Source organism: Paenibacillus sp. FSL H8-0315, from assembly GCF_038005365.1.
Classification (GTDB): domain Bacteria; phylum Bacillota; class Bacilli; order Paenibacillales; family Paenibacillaceae; genus Paenibacillus_AQ; species Paenibacillus_AQ odorifer.
On the sequence record NZ_JBBOTA010000001.1, the window covers coordinates 2,227,581 to 2,242,417 of the forward strand.

Annotated in this window: 17 protein-coding genes and 1 riboswitch; of the genes, 4 read left to right on the forward strand and 13 right to left on the reverse strand. The window is 44.0% G+C overall.

Features of this window, described 5'->3' with window-relative positions:
* Positions 1-105 precede the first annotated feature (105 nt).
* Positions 106-768 (reverse strand): YheC/YheD family protein, encoded by a 663-nt coding sequence (locus MHB56_RS09595; protein WP_341143522.1) that lies wholly within the window; start codon positions 766-768, stop codon positions 106-108.
* A 333-nt stretch (positions 769-1,101) separates the two neighbouring features.
* Between MHB56_RS09595 and MHB56_RS09600 the strand changes: the two genes are divergently transcribed.
* Entirely contained in the window at positions 1,102-1,311 is a 210-nt protein-coding gene (locus MHB56_RS09600; RefSeq protein ID WP_036685233.1) for a hypothetical protein, read from the forward strand.
* A 453-nt stretch (positions 1,312-1,764) separates the two neighbouring features.
* On the opposite strand, the gene MHB56_RS09605 is transcribed toward MHB56_RS09600, so the two are convergent.
* Both MHB56_RS09605 and MHB56_RS09610 read right to left on the reverse strand, forming a co-directional pair.
* Positions 1,765-2,217, reverse strand: coding sequence for a GNAT family N-acetyltransferase (locus MHB56_RS09605; RefSeq protein WP_312149031.1), 453 nt, complete (start codon positions 2,215-2,217; stop codon positions 1,765-1,767).
* 107 nt (positions 2,218-2,324) lie between these two features.
* Positions 2,325-2,684 (reverse strand): HesB/IscA family protein, encoded by a 360-nt coding sequence (locus MHB56_RS09610; RefSeq protein WP_076184761.1) that lies wholly within the window; start codon positions 2,682-2,684, stop codon positions 2,325-2,327.
* 458 nt (positions 2,685-3,142) lie between these two features.
* On the opposite strand from MHB56_RS09610, the gene mqnE reads away from it, so the two are divergent.
* Positions 3,143-4,249: an aminofutalosine synthase MqnE gene (gene mqnE, locus MHB56_RS09615; RefSeq protein ID WP_036685236.1), complete on the forward strand. Its 1,107-nt coding sequence runs from the start codon at positions 3,143-3,145 to the stop codon at positions 4,247-4,249.
* A 51-nt stretch (positions 4,250-4,300) separates the two neighbouring features.
* Positions 4,301-5,362 (forward strand): NAD(P)/FAD-dependent oxidoreductase, encoded by a 1,062-nt coding sequence (locus tag MHB56_RS09620; protein ID WP_076099373.1) that lies wholly within the window; start codon positions 4,301-4,303, stop codon positions 5,360-5,362.
* 410 nt (positions 5,363-5,772) lie between these two features.
* Here MHB56_RS09620 and MHB56_RS09625 read toward each other — a convergent pair whose 3' ends face one another.
* Positions 5,773-6,027 (reverse strand): YuzB family protein, encoded by a 255-nt coding sequence (locus MHB56_RS09625; protein ID WP_076099374.1) that lies wholly within the window; start codon positions 6,025-6,027, stop codon positions 5,773-5,775.
* An 81-nt stretch (positions 6,028-6,108) separates the two neighbouring features.
* On the opposite strand from MHB56_RS09625, the gene MHB56_RS09630 reads away from it, so the two are divergent.
* The gene (locus MHB56_RS09630) at positions 6,109-6,357 is read left to right on the forward strand and encodes a NifU family protein (RefSeq protein WP_036685249.1); all 249 of its coding nucleotides are present in this window, start codon (positions 6,109-6,111) and stop codon (positions 6,355-6,357) included.
* Between the two features lie 158 nt (positions 6,358-6,515).
* Here MHB56_RS09630 and MHB56_RS09635 read toward each other — a convergent pair whose 3' ends face one another.
* The 9 genes from MHB56_RS09635 to MHB56_RS09675 all read right to left on the reverse strand — a co-directional run bounded on the left by MHB56_RS09635 (position 6,516) and on the right by MHB56_RS09675 (position 14,817).
* Complete coding sequence (locus MHB56_RS09635) at positions 6,516-7,382, reverse strand: MetQ/NlpA family ABC transporter substrate-binding protein (RefSeq protein ID WP_036685252.1); 867 nt, start codon at positions 7,380-7,382, stop codon at positions 6,516-6,518.
* A 57-nt stretch (positions 7,383-7,439) separates the two neighbouring features.
* The gene (locus tag MHB56_RS09640; RefSeq protein ID WP_370510542.1) at positions 7,440-8,069 is read right to left on the reverse strand and encodes a methionine ABC transporter permease; all 630 of its coding nucleotides are present in this window, start codon (positions 8,067-8,069) and stop codon (positions 7,440-7,442) included.
* A 29-nt stretch (positions 8,070-8,098) separates the two neighbouring features.
* Entirely contained in the window at positions 8,099-9,115 is a 1,017-nt protein-coding gene (locus MHB56_RS09645; protein ID WP_111505487.1) for a methionine ABC transporter ATP-binding protein, read from the reverse strand.
* Between the two features lie 102 nt (positions 9,116-9,217).
* A riboswitch (SAM riboswitch) is annotated at positions 9,218-9,353 on the reverse strand.
* Between the two features lie 102 nt (positions 9,354-9,455).
* A complete protein-coding gene (locus MHB56_RS09650; RefSeq protein ID WP_076127978.1) occupies positions 9,456-10,190 on the reverse strand; it encodes a Cthe_2314 family HEPN domain-containing protein in 735 nt (244 codons plus the stop codon).
* A gap of 155 nt (positions 10,191-10,345) precedes the next feature.
* Entirely contained in the window at positions 10,346-11,329 is a 984-nt protein-coding gene (locus tag MHB56_RS09655) for a COX15/CtaA family protein (RefSeq protein ID WP_339188424.1), read from the reverse strand.
* A gap of 101 nt (positions 11,330-11,430) precedes the next feature.
* Complete coding sequence (locus MHB56_RS09660) at positions 11,431-11,775, reverse strand: thioredoxin family protein (protein WP_076127982.1); 345 nt, start codon at positions 11,773-11,775, stop codon at positions 11,431-11,433.
* A 78-nt stretch (positions 11,776-11,853) separates the two neighbouring features.
* Positions 11,854-13,479 carry a putative polysaccharide biosynthesis protein gene (locus tag MHB56_RS09665; protein WP_076184764.1) on the reverse strand — a complete coding sequence of 542 codons (1,626 nt, stop codon included), beginning with the start codon at positions 13,477-13,479 and terminating at the stop codon, positions 11,854-11,856.
* A 26-nt stretch (positions 13,480-13,505) separates the two neighbouring features.
* On the reverse strand, positions 13,506-13,991 hold the full coding sequence (locus tag MHB56_RS09670) for a DUF456 domain-containing protein (protein ID WP_038573189.1): 486 nt from the start codon (positions 13,989-13,991) through the stop codon (positions 13,506-13,508).
* A 58-nt stretch (positions 13,992-14,049) separates the two neighbouring features.
* Complete coding sequence (locus MHB56_RS09675; protein ID WP_036685270.1) at positions 14,050-14,817, reverse strand: Cof-type HAD-IIB family hydrolase; 768 nt, start codon at positions 14,815-14,817, stop codon at positions 14,050-14,052.
* Positions 14,818-14,837: the final 20 nt, after the last annotated feature.

The window sequence follows — 14,837 nt, forward strand, 5'->3', positions numbered from 1 at the left end:
TTTTATTGTAAATAAATTACAATGTTATTTACCCCAAAAGAACGCAACTAAACGCAATTTTATCTTACTACTCTATTATCGTCAATTCTTAAAATAATTGTTAATTTATTGAGGTCTTGTATTAACCTCCAAAATCCATATTTTCCCCGAATAATCTACAGCATAATCAAAGCCCAGCTCACCTATTCCCGGAAAATGCCGTTCCATAATTCCGATACATACATGGGTTAGTCTCCGCATTTCTGCTTTCTTCGCTGAAGCTTTAATCCGCGGCAACGATCTACGAAGTCCTTCACGACATGATAGCATCGTTCCCCCTTTACAAAGATTGGTTACGAACAGACCTGGCCGAGCCAATCTCCCTACCATGGAGCGAAATTCCCAAACCTCACCATTCTTAACTACTTTGACCCGATAATCAATAGGCCGCCCGCCGATTCTCGCCAGGGAAATCCCTTGTTGAATCAAATATCTGCGTTTTGCCTTCACAGTATTAAGCGCACGTCTCATGGATCCAAAATCCTTGTAAATTCGAGTTCTGTCCATATAGGTGAATCCATAACCGCGACTATCCCGAAAAACTTTGATTACACCGTAACCTCCGCCACCCACAATAGGTTTAATGACAACATTTCCATATCTACGAAGCATTGCCAGGAGCGTTTCTGCCCTGTACCCCCTCGTCATTGGGATATAGGGTGCAACCCGAGCGTCGGTCAGCAACGCCTCTGTCTTCAGCCACTTACTGGCCAATTGTCTTCCTGCCATCGTCCTTTCCCTCCCTTCACAATCCAGCCTACCCTATACATTACTCAGAGAAGGTCTCGCCCTCTTGTATGATTGTCCGTGTAAGATGCCGCTCTTAGCAAAAAGGGCTTAGTGTTTAGCACAGCATCAGTCGACAGCGACAGGGTACAACCGCGGATTTTGTAGATTCAGTTCTCAAGAAATTCGACATCAATATCTTAATGGATGAGTTCACTATAACTAGAATAATCTTCAAAATCGTTGTATTATTAATAGCGGTTACATTTTCAATTTCTACTATTATAGTGAGTACTAACAGAATCACTAAAAAGCACAGCGCGGGGAGGGCTCAGAATGGCACAGTTTTTTGAGGTTTTATATTGGGTGGCTATGCTTGGGATGTCCATTGTATTGGCTGGAACGACTATACTGATCTGCGCCATTGGCTTTAAATTTATTAAAGACAAACGCAGAGCACTGGGTACGGGCTGTATCGCCTTCTCCCTTGGAGCTGCAGCGCTCATCGTATTTATGATTAATTACAAGTTTATTATTCCAGCCTAATGTACGCAGGGGACTGCCTATAAACAGCTTACTTCTATGCACAGACGGTCCGACCCTCGCAAAAAAAACACAGAGCAGCGATTCTCCAGTTATGTGGAGAATCGCTGCTCTGTGTTTTTAAACAATAGCTATCTGCTTCAACAGTGTCGTTAACCCATGAGCATTTCGGACCCAGATGACGTTATTTGCAGATTTTCAACCTTTGAGGCGTGGTTTCGGACTCCAGTGACACTATCGCTTAGAAAGAGCTTCATATTTACTGATTTTCATAGCAATAGCGGCAATGCGGTCCGTTGGCACCACAAATATGGGAAAATGCGGCGTTTAGGGTCCTCTGTGTCCGATACCTGGCTTGCGATACATGATTAGCGATATATCGTTTGCTTCCTATGTAAAAGAATAAAGAACTACCCCAGCGCCCATTAAATGACTTCTGAGAAACTCCCCTATTACTCATAAATCCAGCGACAGGCGTATCATATCTATGACTTGAATCCCATTTTCAAAGATTTCTTCACTGTAATGCCTAATAAAAAAATCTCTATCAATGCCGGTGATTCTGAATCCACATTTCTGATAAAGTGCCAATTGTCCAACACTCGAATTTCCTGTGCCAATTTCAATGGTTTTTGCCCCAAGCTGCTTGGCATTCTGAATCGCATGGTTCAGCAGCTGCTTACCTATTCCTTGCCCGTGTTTATTTTCGTCGACGGCGATATTTACGATTTCTACAGTCTCCAGTCTTGTCTGCAGCACAACGTAGACTCCGATGATGCTGTTATCCACCTCAGCCACACAACATAACCCTCTTTGTAAATATCCGTTAACTAAGCTCTCCGAAGGATCTGCTAATAGAAGTAATTCTAATGGAGGCTGTTCACCAGCTTTTAATTTTCTGATTTCCATTTCCATTTCCGAACTCCTTGTGATGATTTTTGTCATTGAGAATAAAAAAAACTCCAAGCCTGTGTTGTTAGAATCCAACACGGGGCTTGGAGCCGTGATTGCTGTGATTAGCAAGGCTCTTCGTTAGGTTTCCCTGCATCCGTAGCTGTACGGAAGCTTGAACCGCAGCCGCAAGTTGCAGTAGCGTTAGGGTTGTTGATGGTGAAACCACCCGTCATACCGGATTCTTCAAAGTCGATTTCGAGACCGTCCAGGTAACGAAGGTTCTCCTTCTCCACAACCACTTTCATGGCTTGAATGTCCATATATACGTCCTGATCGGTTTCATTATCATCAAAGCCCATAGCGTACGAGAATCCACTGCAACCGCCGGGCGTTACTCCAATACGGAGGAACATGTTCGGTACTTCTTGTTCAGCAAGCATCGCCTTTAATTGTTCTGCTGCCTTTTCACTAATATTAATCATGATCTCATCCTCCTACAAATTCGTCTCCCTTCATAAGCGGAAACTTATGTTTAAGGGACCTTCCGGCCAAAAGTTATTTCTTAAAAATATAAGAAAGTATAAGTGTTGCACCTATTCTTTATGTCTTATATTTCTCGCTTAAACGCTTATCAACTTTATAAGGATGCCAATGACGTTTATGCTTGATAAATTCAGTATAACCGACTATTCCGTTACCCTCAAGTCACAACTGCCTTCGGCATGACCCTTCACAGCAAAAAACACCATCAATATCAAGCTGTTGATACCCTTAGGAGAGTAGGTTTATAATAGGGAAGGCACTCTAAGTAAAAATTCGGAAATTTGTCACGGAGGCAAGCTCGCCTCTTTCTTTTCTAGAATGAACAGCTACCACTTGGGTACGTCTGGAATTTATCTTCGAGCAATCTGCTCGTAAACTTTCAGGAGGAAATCATAATATGTCTACTCTTTTTACCCCCCACACGGATGCCCGAATGGCGAACATTATTGATAAGGTTCGCAGCGGCGAAAGATTGAATTTGGAAGATGGCGTTTATTTATATCAAAGCAACGATTTACTTACCATTGGCCAGCTAGCGAATGAAGTCAATATCGCCAAGAATCACAATCGGGTATATTTTATCGAAAACATGAGTCTATATTTCACCAATGTTTGCGAATCGCACTGTGCATTCTGCAATTTCCGCAAAGATGATGGAGAAGAGGGAGCCTATACCCTTTCCGGTCAGGAAATGGTGCAATATGTCGAACAGCATATCCACCCAGGCGTACGCGAATTCCATATTGTTGGTGGCCATAACGACAAGGTTCCCTTCCAATATTATGTGGATTCTTTAAAAGCTTTGAACGAACGTTTCCCTGAGGTTACCTTAAAAGCCTACACTGCCGCTGAAATTGATTTTTTCACCCGTATTAGCGGTTTGAGTATTCGTGAGGTACTGGAACAATTGCGTGCTGCTGGACTGAAAACACTCACCGGTGGTGGTGCAGAAATATTATCCGACCAATATCGTAAAAAAATGCGTGTAGACAAAGCTAATGTGGAAGAATATCTGGAAGTCCATCGGACAGCACATCAGCTTGGGATGAAGACCCATACCACTATGCTGTACGGCTCCATTGAATCTCATGAAGACCGTATCCGCCATATGATGCAAATCCGTGATTTGCAGGACGAAACCAATGGCTTTATGGTATTCATTCCATTGTCCATGCAGCCTAAGAATAAAAACGCTGGCATCATGCGCCGCAACTCTGCTTATGAGGATCTGAAGACCATTGCGATCAGCAGATTGATGTTGGACAATTTCGATCACATCAAAGCGTACTTCATTAACATTGGCCCCCAGCTTACTCAAGTTGCGCTGAACTTCGGTGCATCAGATGTGCATGGCACAATTCTAAAAGAACGTATCAGCCACGCGGCTGGCGCCTTAACACCGGAAGGTCTGACTCGCGACGAATTGATCTGGCTAGTGAAAGGTGCTGGACGAATTCCTGTCGAACGTGACACTTTCTATAATGAAGTTAAGGTATACGAATAAGAAGACTACCTGAGATTTGTTATCCCATATTGGAAAGGAAGTTCGGTCAGCATGAGAACAATACTCGTTCTTGGCGGTGGCTACGGCGGCCTAGCCTTAATTCAAGAATTACTCAATAATCATCTTCCTCATGATGTTGAAATTATCTTAATTGACCGAATGCCTTATCAAGGAATCAAAACGGAATATTATGCGCTCGCCGCAGGTACCGTAACTGATTATCACCTGCGCATTCATTTTCCGGTTCACCCCCGGCTTACTGTCCGGTACGGTGAAGTGAGTTCCATTGATTTGGAGAGCAAAATAGTCAGTATGGAGTCCGGTGAGATTGTATCTTATGATCTCCTAGCCATTGCTCTTGGCTGTACCGACAATTACCACAACATCCCTGGTGCTGATCAATATACCTGCAGCATCCAGACCTTTGCTGGTACTCGGGAAACCTACCGCCGTTTAAATGATGTGAAGCCTTACGGAACGATAAACATTGTAGGTGGAGGATTGAGCGGTGTTGAATTAGCCGCAGAGCTTCGGGAAAGCCGTCCTGACCTTAACATCGCTATTCTGGATCGCGGTGAACGTGTTTTGTCTGCCTTTCCGGCAAAGCTGTCACAGTACGTAGAGGAATGGTTTCATCACCATCAGGTGCAAACGCTGGGACGAATCTCTGTATCTCATGTAGAGAAGGATTCGATTTTTAACGGTACCGAGGAAATCCTTTCAGATGTGACAGTATGGACCGCAGGGATTCAACCTGTAAAAGTAGTTCAAGATTTGAATGTGTCGAAGGACCGCGGTGGACGGATTATGCTGGATGAGTATTATCGTATACCGGATTATCCGGAGGTATATGTGATTGGTGACTGTGCCAGTCTGCCATTCGCACCAAGCGCACAAGCCGCTGGAGCACAGGGTGAGCAGGTAGCTCAGGTTATCCAAGCGACCTGGCGCGGTGAGACTCCTAAGCTTCATCCTATTCGCCTGAAGGGTACTTTAGGGTCACTAGGAAAAAAAGCAGGATTCGGACTTATGGGACAACGCTCCGTCAAAGGACGGGTTCCCCGCATCCTCAAGAGCGGAGTGCTCTGGATGTCGAAACGCACTTTAGGATAAGCCTATGATTGGTTCATAAGTATTAAAGGAAGCTACTCTCAGATAAACACGAGAGTAGCTTCCTTACGTTATTGGTGCGTATACCCTTCGGACTCAGATGACCTTATTTGCAAATTTTCAGCCTTTGAAGGAGAGTTTCGGACTCCAGTGAAGTTATTGCTTATAATGAGGTTCATTTATGCTGTTTTTCAGGTGAATAGTGACTATGGGGTCCGATAGCAATCCAAATGTAGGAAAACACTCAATATAAGGTCGCCTGAGTCCGGTGGCACCTTCACGGTAGCCCCTGCACTCTCCAATATGTTGCCTAATCGATCAAATTGGTGGATTTTGTTCAAGTAAGGTTCCAAAAAGAGGGAGCACTCCATAATTTAGATTATGGAGTGCTCCCTCTTTTTTTCTCGAGAAATTTAGTCAAGATCTATATTAAACCAAGCCTCAAGCTCTTTGATCTTGGCCTCAATTTTCTCTTCTAGCTCTGCAACAGTTTCTGCTGCAATAATGTCACCTTCAACCATGGCGAAAGGCATTAAATAACACTCTCCACAATTGTTCAGACATCCGTATTCAATGACATCATAATCTGGATTTTCCTCCAGCTTATGCATTAGCTTGTCTGTTCCGTGACCCATGTTGCTGGAACAAAATTCAATAATTGGTCTCATGATGATCTCCCTATTCCGCCTAACCATTTTATTTTTTAACTTTTTGTACTATAATGAACTTACGAAAGGAGTGATTGAGAAATGAGTGAGAATGCACAAAGCACCGAAATGTATGATGAAGTACTAGAAGTGCTGGATAAGCTTCGTCCGTTCCTGCAGCGCGATGGCGGTGACGTAGAACTGGTCGATGTGGAAGACGGCATCGTTAAGTTGAAACTTATGGGTGCCTGCGGCAGCTGCCCAAGCTCCACGATCACCTTGAAAGCCGGGATTGAACGCGCCCTCCTTGAAGAAGTAGAAGGCGTTGAAGAAGTAGTTCAAGTATTCTAAATCCCGTTCAATAACCCTCCCGATTCTCCTGTAAAGGAGATCGGGATTTTCTTATTATAGAGGATTTAACATTCTCTCACAACCTTAGAACATAAAACCCGCAAGCCAACTTGGCTGCGGGTTCTTGTTATGACTATAGACGAATTTAGCTTCATTCCTTAAAACGCTGGAATGATCGCACCTTCGTACTTTTCTTCAATGAAAGCTTTAGCTTCTGGAGAATTCAGGGCAGCAACCAGCTTTTTGATGGCTTCGGAATCTTTATTGTCTTGACGGGTTACCAAAATGTTAGCATAAGGGGAATCTACACCCTCGATGAACAATGCATCTTTAGTTGGCACAAGACCAGCGTCTAGTGCAAAGTTCGTGTTGATCAAAGCAAGGTCTACCTCATCCAGTTGACGTGGGAGCATAGCTGCTTCCAACTCAATGATGTCGAGATTTTTCTTGTTTTCAGTGATATCTGCTTTTGTTGCAGCAATGTTTGTATCATCTTTCAAGGTAATCAGACCATTTTTTGCAAGTAGGATTAGTGCACGGCCACCGTTAGTAGCATCGTTCGGAATGGCAACTTTTGCACCATCAGCCAACTCATCGATCGATTTGATTTTTTTGGAATAAGCTCCAAAAGGTTCAACGTGAACGGATGCAACAGAAACCAGGTCGGTTTTATTATTTTTGTTTTGGTCATCCAGATACGGTTGGTGTTGGAAAAAGTTAGCGTCTAACTCCTTCTCATCAAGCTGCACGTTAGGTTGAATATAGTCAGTGAATTCTTTGATTTCAAGTGTAATTCCATCTTTTTCAAGCAATGGAGCAATAGCCTTCAAAATTTCAGCATGAGGAACAGGTGAGGCACCAATCACCAATTTCACTGGATCTTTAGTAGGTTCACTTGTTGCTTCTGCGTTTGGTGCTGTTGTAGCAGCCGAGCTCCCAGCATTATTAGATGCATTGTTGTTACCGCAAGCCGCAAGCACCGCAACCAGTGTCAGGCTAAAAAATGTAAGTAGTACTTTTTTCATTGTAAATCCCCCTCTAATCTATATTTTGTATTGAATAAGGATATATATGGATGTACCTTATTTCCGTGTGTAATGTTTTACGAGTCGGTCACCGGCCATTTGTAGCAATTGCACCAGTACGACAATAAATATTATAGAAACAATCATAATCTCCGTCTCATAGCGGTGGTAGCCGTAACGAATCGCCAAGTCACCTAATCCGCCGCCCCCAACCATACCAGCCATTGCTGTATAGGAGACCAGTGTAACCAGTGTGATCGTAACTCCAGCTAGCAGACCTGGACGAGCTTCTGGCAAAAGAACACGCATAACGATTTGGTTCGTCGATGCTCCCATACCTTGTGCGGCTTCGATGACTCCGCGGTCTACCTCTCTTAACGACGTCTCTACCAAACGGGCAAAAAACGGAGCTGCACCAATCACCAGAGGTGGAATCGTACCGAGTACACCAATGGAGGTTCCAACAACGGCTTTGCTGAAAGGAATTAGAGCCACCATCAAAATGATAAAGGGTACGGAACGTAGGATATTTACAAGTAATGATAAGACCGAGTAAGTTACTCTGATTACTATACTATTCGATTTCCCCCATAAATACAATAGAATTCCGAGTGGTAAACCAAGAATAATTGTGAACAATCCGGAAAAAAATATCATTTTTATAGTAGCAACCGTAGCATCCATCATTTCTTGCCAATTTAGATCTGCAAAATTCATTACGAAATCACCTCCACATCAAGGCCTTGAGCAATTAGTCTGGAGATCGTTACAGCAATCGCCTCAGCTGGCCCTTCGAACCGCACAATCATCTGTCCATAAGGCACATCTTTAATCGTTGAGATGGTACCATGTAAGATTGCAAAGCTTACACCCGTATCACGCACGACATCGGATAGTGCCGAGCCGTAAGTTTTTTCTCCGAAAAAAGTAATTTTGACAGCTTGAGAGTTATCCCCGGCAGCAGCATCAAGCGCCACTCGAAGAGGTCCTTCATTCTGTGTCTCACTGCGGATGAAATCGCGTGTAACCTCATGCTGCGGCTTGAGAAATACCTCTGTAACTTTGCCTTGCTCAACAATCCCACCACCATGAATGACCGCGACACGGTCGCAGATGCTCTGGATTACATGCATTTCATGTGTGATCAGCACAATGGTCAAATGGAATCTTTTATTAATATCGAGTAGCAGCTTAAGAATGGAATCTGTTGTCTGGGGATCAAGCGCAGAAGTGGCCTCGTCACACAGCAGCACATCAGGGTCACTGGCTAGTGCCCGGGCGATGCCGACCCGCTGCTTTTGTCCTCCAGATAACTGAGAAGGATACTTATCTTTATGTTCTTCAAGCCCAACTAGAGCGAGCAGGTCTTTGACTTTTGTATCAATAGCTGTTCTAGATGTACCTGCAAGGCGCAGTGGAAAGGCAATATTATCGTATACGGTCGCCGAAGACAGCAAATTGAAATGTTGAAAAATCATTCCAATCTTGCGCCGCTGTTCCTGCAGCTGACCTTGGTTAAGACTGGTTAGCTCAACACCGTCTACCCAGACCTCTCCTTCTGTCGGACGTTCCAACAGATTAATGCAACGGATCAATGTACTTTTCCCGGCTCCAGAGTGGCCGATGACTCCGAATATTTCACCTTTCTCGATGGACAGATTCAATCCAGAAAGTGCTGTTGCCGCATTACTCCCTTTTCCATAAACCTTTGTTATCCCTTTTAGATTAATCAACTCTCGTCGCCCCCCCTTTATACTTCACTTATTCTATACAAAAAAACCTCCAACGATCGATGCAGATCGCAAGAGGCTCTGTGGGTTTATTAAGACAATGCCTTCTCATCTGCCAACGACCGCAACCTGCGCCATTGTAGGAATTAGCACCATGACATTTGTACAACGCTTCCCGCGCTGGATACAAATCGGTTGCCGGGCTTCATCGGGCCTATCCCTCCGCCGCTCTCGATAAGATAAAGTTATGAAATTATATTTTTTCTGAAATCGTACATACTTTAATGCAAGCATAAGTATAGTGAGTTTATCTATTTTTGTCAAAAGGAAATATATTGAACAATTACGATTTTATGCTCTTTACCTTGCTTATTTCCTTACGCAGCTGTTCATTGCTGTAGCTGAATGCCGCGATTAATGTCTTACAGTTCATTTCGAGCGATTGTTTTAAATCCTCAAGATGGCTATCCAGATCCTCGAGCTGAATTTTGTCATGCAGACCTTGGTGCCGCTGCCACAAATCATCCTGCATTTCGGAATTCATATAATGAATTTCAGCATTTCTGCGCTTGCGTAAATTCTCCAATGGATCGCGGTAGGAGTTCTTAATCTCTTCCAGTTGATCCGCTAATGCAGGATGCACATTCAATAATTGAAGCTGACGCAGCACTGTAAAGTAAGAAAAGTGCGTTTTTAATTTGGATGTTTTGAGATCATAAAAATGATTCAGTACCGTCCCAAGCTTGTCCAGAAGAGAGAAAACCCGGATAAAGCCATCTTTATAAAAATAAACATAACGTGCATAATCGCCCTGTTCCACCGGTGTCATATCATCCATATAACCCGCAATCACTAATTTCCGGTAAAAAGCGGCCGCGAACCAACTTTGCTCCAGTTCATCCAGAGAGGAAATCAGCCCACGTGTCCAAATCTCCAGCTTGCGGTATTCATGGTCATTATCCTCATGGGCACTCATTTCCTTGCGCAGCAATGCTGCAAAAGTGGCCATATTCTCCATCGCATCAGCCAACACACCGCTGTTCTTTCGAGGCGGCTCTCCAAGTAATACCCGCAGCATATCCCAGTCCTCCTAAAGTTTTGTTCAGCGTCTGCTTCCATGGACTGCTTCGTACAAAACTCGCGACGTAAGCATCGGCCAATCAGCTCCACGATATACCGATTTCCACTTTATTATTCCGCGGGTGAAGCACCTCTATCCACGGAGGGAATGTTCTACCAAGGCGGTGGAATCATTGGGCTCGTTACATTTTTTCCAGACACGACACTACTCGAGCGATTTAGCTGCCAGACTCTTACACTCATATAACATAAGACACCAAACAAACTGGCAATCAGCAAAATATGAGCCAAAGCGGCAAATATGTACAATCTTTCATTATCTAAGGTGTAAACCACAGCCGCCCCACTAAATACCTGCATCAAGCATAACAGCGCTGCAGCTATACCTAGCGCTCTAAGCTCTGGATAATCCTTATGTTTCCAAAATGCTAAATGCCCGAGCAGCGCAGTAAGCATGAATAAGATTAAAGCCGCAATCCGATGTGTAAAAACAACACCTACTCCTCCGGAAAGCTCCGGAACCCATTCTCCATTACAAAGCGGCCAACCCGAACACCCGCCTTGTGAATCCGTATGACTTACAAAGGCTCCAATATACACGACAATATAAGAATAGATGGCAGTAAAACAGGTTAAATTGCGAAAAGCCTTACTTACGGGCTTCTTTTGAGCCTCCAGTATATGATCATATTCGCGCGCTTCATGCCATCTCTTGGTTCCAAGAGCCAACATCATAGCGCTTGAAAAGGCGATCAAAGAAAAACCCATATGCAACGCCATTACAGCAGCGGATTGGGATTTAATTACTGCAAGCGCTCCCATACCACCTTGAACGATGACGAATACTAAGGTCATAAATGCATATCCCAGCAAATCGCGCCGCGTACGAGCATAACGCCAAAAAGCAAACATCGAGGCAAGTGAGAATAACCCTGCCAAACCGCTAAACAAGCGATGGGTGTATTCAATCATCGAGCCTATAGTATAAGCCGGAATTAATTTTCCATGACAGAGCGGCCATTCATTTCCGCATTCCAAGCCCGATCCAGTCTTCGTCACTACCGCTCCTCCGAGTACAGCGAGGAACATGATAAGGCAAGTAAGATAACTAAGCCATTTCAACTGATTTGTCGTCAAAAATATCACCCGCAGTTTTTAGTAATGAAGAAGCAGCCAGACTTATATTTCAAAAAACCACCGCTTTGCACAAACAAGCGAAAGCGGTGGTTCCTTAGGAATTACTTTTGAAGGCTTTGATGCACTTGGACCGCTTTATCAAGGAAATTCTCAATCTCTTCACGGGATTTGCGTAATTTATTAACGAATCTAACCAATTCCCGTCCATCCGAATATGCGACGAAGCTTGGAATACCCATAATATTTTGTTCTTGACTAACATCGCCCACGGCATCAACATCTACCTCAACCAGTGTAAGGCGGTCTGCATAAGACTGCTCTACCTCTGGGATAAAAGGATCGATAAATTTGCAATCCGAGCACCAGTCAGCCTTGAAGATGGCCACTGTTAATCGAGGTGATTGAATGGCTACCTGAAATTCAGCAGGAGAACTAATTTTGTCCATGATTTACTCAGTCCCTTCTTCAATATCTGTCTATTTTCTACTCTTTAAGTGAAGCAAAATGCAGTGTAGAAGTCAAACCTATTCTCTCATACGAACACGTGCAGGCTGTAACTTCATCAGCGGATTCAATAATTTTTGCAGCGCCCGCGGATAACTGGAGATTTCCTGTTTAGTCAGCACGCCCAGCACAATAAGCAGTACTAGATAAATAACAACAACAGCGGCTCCTACAACAAGACAAGTGATCAGAAACGCCAAACGTGCAGGCATCAGATCTGTTAACAGAATCCCAGCCTCATTCAAGCCATAACCAATCCCGCCGGACACAAGTACCGCAATCACGAAACCGCCCCAACGTTTGCCCATAATTTCAAAAGACACAATCGATTTCAGCATACGTAAGTTAAGCAAAGTAATGACCACGAAACAAAGTGCTGTTGCACCGATGATTCCGTAGATGCCAAATACCTTACTAAGTAATAAGCTTGCCACTAATTTTACAATAATACCCGCTAACACATAATACATGGAAATTCGCGATTTGCCCATACCTAACAAAATAGAGTTCGTTGTCATCATCGTAATCTGAAAGATCGTTCCTAAAGTAAGCATGGCTACGATACCACTGCCATCTAAACTACTGAATAAGAGGCCATTAACTGAATATGCAGCAACTACGAGTGATAGAACAATCGGTGCTCCTGTTAAAATAGAGATACGAAGCGCTAACGTCACTTGCCCTTTTAGATGTTTCTCATCCCGACGGGCATATGCAGCTGAAATAATTGGTATTAGTGAAGTGCTCAGTGCTATAGAAAGAACCGGCGGAATCCCGGCGACACTCTGTGCCCGACTCCCGAAAATACCCAAAGCACGTGTGGCATCAGCTACACCAACTTGTCCACTCAGTAACGGTACAATTAAAGATGTATCAATAAAGTTCACTACTGGAACCGTAACTGAAGATAGCACGATAGGAATGGATAATTTAAATATATCCTTATAAATTCCAAATAGAGGAAGCTTCGCTTCATTCGTTTCGTATAACGCAGTTTGCCCCTCACTACGCCGTAATTTCATAGCGTAATAGAGCATTACACCAAAAGCACCAACACTACCAAATACACTACCGAATGATGCTCCAGCAGCCATCCAAGTGTTGTCGTACCCTTTTTGTAACAATACAAATGCCAGAAGAACAGCTGTAGATACCCTCGCGATCTGCTCCACAATTTGAGAGATGCCACCAGCCATCATATTATTCCGCCCTTGAAAGTACCCACGCATCATTGCTATAGAAGGGAAGAGTAGGAGTGCCGGAGCTATGGCCCGGATCGCCAAAGTACTTTCAGGAACTTTTGCATATTCTGCATAATAAGGAGCACCTATGTATAACAATGCGCTCATAATTACGCCAACTACAACACCAAACATTAATGCCGCCCGATACACCTGTTGAGCTTCATTTGGCCTATTCAGTGCATAACGCTCAGATACCATTTTACTTAATGTACTTGGAATCCCTGCTGTAGCCAGCGGTAATAACATCAAATAAACTGTGTTTGCCTGCGTAAATGAAGCATTACCAACATCATTAAATAAATGCTCCAGCGGCACCCGCTGGACAAGCCCGAGTACCCTTGCCACCAAAGCTGCAGCAGCAAGGATAAGCGTGCCTTTAACAAAAGACTCTTTCTTGGACAAACTCTTTCCCCTTCTTCACTGTTAAATTAAAACCGGGCGACCCATATAAAAAAGAGGACGACCATAATTACCTGCAACACGATTTTGACCAAGGTGCTGCTAAATAAGCCGAGTATGGAGCCAACACTTACCTTAGCAGCTTTAGACGGGGAAGATCCCACGATCAGTTCTCCAATAAAAGCCCCTAGAAATGGTCCAATGATAAGACCAAAAGCCGGAATAACAAAAGGTCCCAAGATCAGCCCTATCGTGCTCCCGATAATCGATGAACGTGAACCGCCAAATTTTTTGACACCCCACGCTCCTACAACATAATCAGCAACAAAAAGAACTACAACGATCAGTGTTTGAATAATCCAGAACCAAACCCCAAAGGGCTCAAAAGAAAAGAACCAGCCGTATACAAAAAAGGCAAGATAGATCGCTAACGCACCCGGCAGTATGGGATACACAGCCCCTGCCAATCCTACAGCAAACAAAACAATAATAAGAATCCAACCCAGGATCGTCAATTCCTTAACCTCCTACTAGCATAATGCTCCATGGATTCACTTCGCAGTACTGCTTTTATTATTTGCTGCCTACAGAGGCTGCAGCTTCGGTAAAGATATACTTTTGGATGACCTCGGCAATCCCGTCTTGATTATTGGTCGCCACCACAACATCAGCCTCTTGTTTAACCGTCTTTTGCGCATTGCCCATGGCAACCCCAAGCCCAGCCTGCTGGATCGCCGCCAGATCGTTAAGGCTGTCGCCCACAGCTACAACTTGCGACATTTCTATTCCCAGCAGCTTGCAGACTTCCTTTATTCCTGCTGCCTTATTCACGCCTAGAGGATTAATCTCCAGATTGTGCGGAGAAGAGTTCGTAATCTCCAGTCCACCCATATCTTGAAGACGAAGCAACAGCTTATGACGAAGCTCATCATCTTCAGTATGATAACCGAACTTAAGCCATTCTCTACCCGTTACATCCCCATCCCAGTTATCCTGTTTAAGAACTTCGTCCAGAGAATAAGCCCAGAACCAGATGTCATCTGCTTTTGCAAGATCATACATTTCTTGTACCAGCTTGGGGTCCATTAGTGATCTCCGGTATATTTCATGTGGCGCTCTCCACACCTCACTGCCGTTCACAGTGATCATCGGTGTCTCTAAACCTAGCTGCTCTGCATAGGGTAAGGCACTTACAAATGCCCGGCCTGTCGACAGACAGACATGAACGCCTGCGTTGACCGCCTTTTGAATCCATTCCACCGTTGTGGGTGTAATTATCTGTTCATCATTCAGTAGGGTTCCATCCATATCCAATGCAAGCAGGCGGTATTTGGCAATCATTTGCCACCCCTCCATTCTTG

Bases quoted from the DNA above. Each gene is read 5' to 3' on its own strand.
- MHB56_RS09595 (WP_341143522.1), bottom strand. From the start codon at position 768: ATGGCAGGAAGACAATTGGCCAGTAAGTGGCTGAAGACAGAGGCGTTG.
- MHB56_RS09600 (WP_036685233.1), top strand. From the start codon at position 1,102: ATGGCACAGTTTTTTGAGGTTTTATATTGGGTGGCTATGCTTGGGATG.
- MHB56_RS09605 (WP_312149031.1), bottom strand. From the start codon at position 2,217: ATGGAAATCAGAAAATTAAAAGCTGGTGAACAGCCTCCATTAGAATTA.
- MHB56_RS09610 (WP_076184761.1), bottom strand. From the start codon at position 2,684: ATGATTAATATTAGTGAAAAGGCAGCAGAACAATTAAAGGCGATGCTT.
- mqnE (WP_036685236.1), top strand. From the start codon at position 3,143: ATGTCTACTCTTTTTACCCCCCACACGGATGCCCGAATGGCGAACATT.
- MHB56_RS09620 (WP_076099373.1), top strand. From the start codon at position 4,301: ATGAGAACAATACTCGTTCTTGGCGGTGGCTACGGCGGCCTAGCCTTA.
- MHB56_RS09625 (WP_076099374.1), bottom strand. From the start codon at position 6,027: ATGAGACCAATTATTGAATTTTGTTCCAGCAACATGGGTCACGGAACA.
- MHB56_RS09630 (WP_036685249.1), top strand. From the start codon at position 6,109: ATGAGTGAGAATGCACAAAGCACCGAAATGTATGATGAAGTACTAGAA.
- MHB56_RS09635 (WP_036685252.1), bottom strand. From the start codon at position 7,382: ATGAAAAAAGTACTACTTACATTTTTTAGCCTGACACTGGTTGCGGTG.
- MHB56_RS09640 (WP_370510542.1), bottom strand. From the start codon at position 8,069: ATGATGGATGCTACGGTTGCTACTATAAAAATGATATTTTTTTCCGGA.
- MHB56_RS09650 (WP_076127978.1), bottom strand. From the start codon at position 10,190: ATGCTGCGGGTATTACTTGGAGAGCCGCCTCGAAAGAACAGCGGTGTG.
- MHB56_RS09660 (WP_076127982.1), bottom strand. From the start codon at position 11,775: ATGGACAAAATTAGTTCTCCTGCTGAATTTCAGGTAGCCATTCAATCA.
- MHB56_RS09675 (WP_036685270.1), bottom strand. From the start codon at position 14,817: ATGATTGCCAAATACCGCCTGCTTGCATTGGATATGGATGGAACCCTA.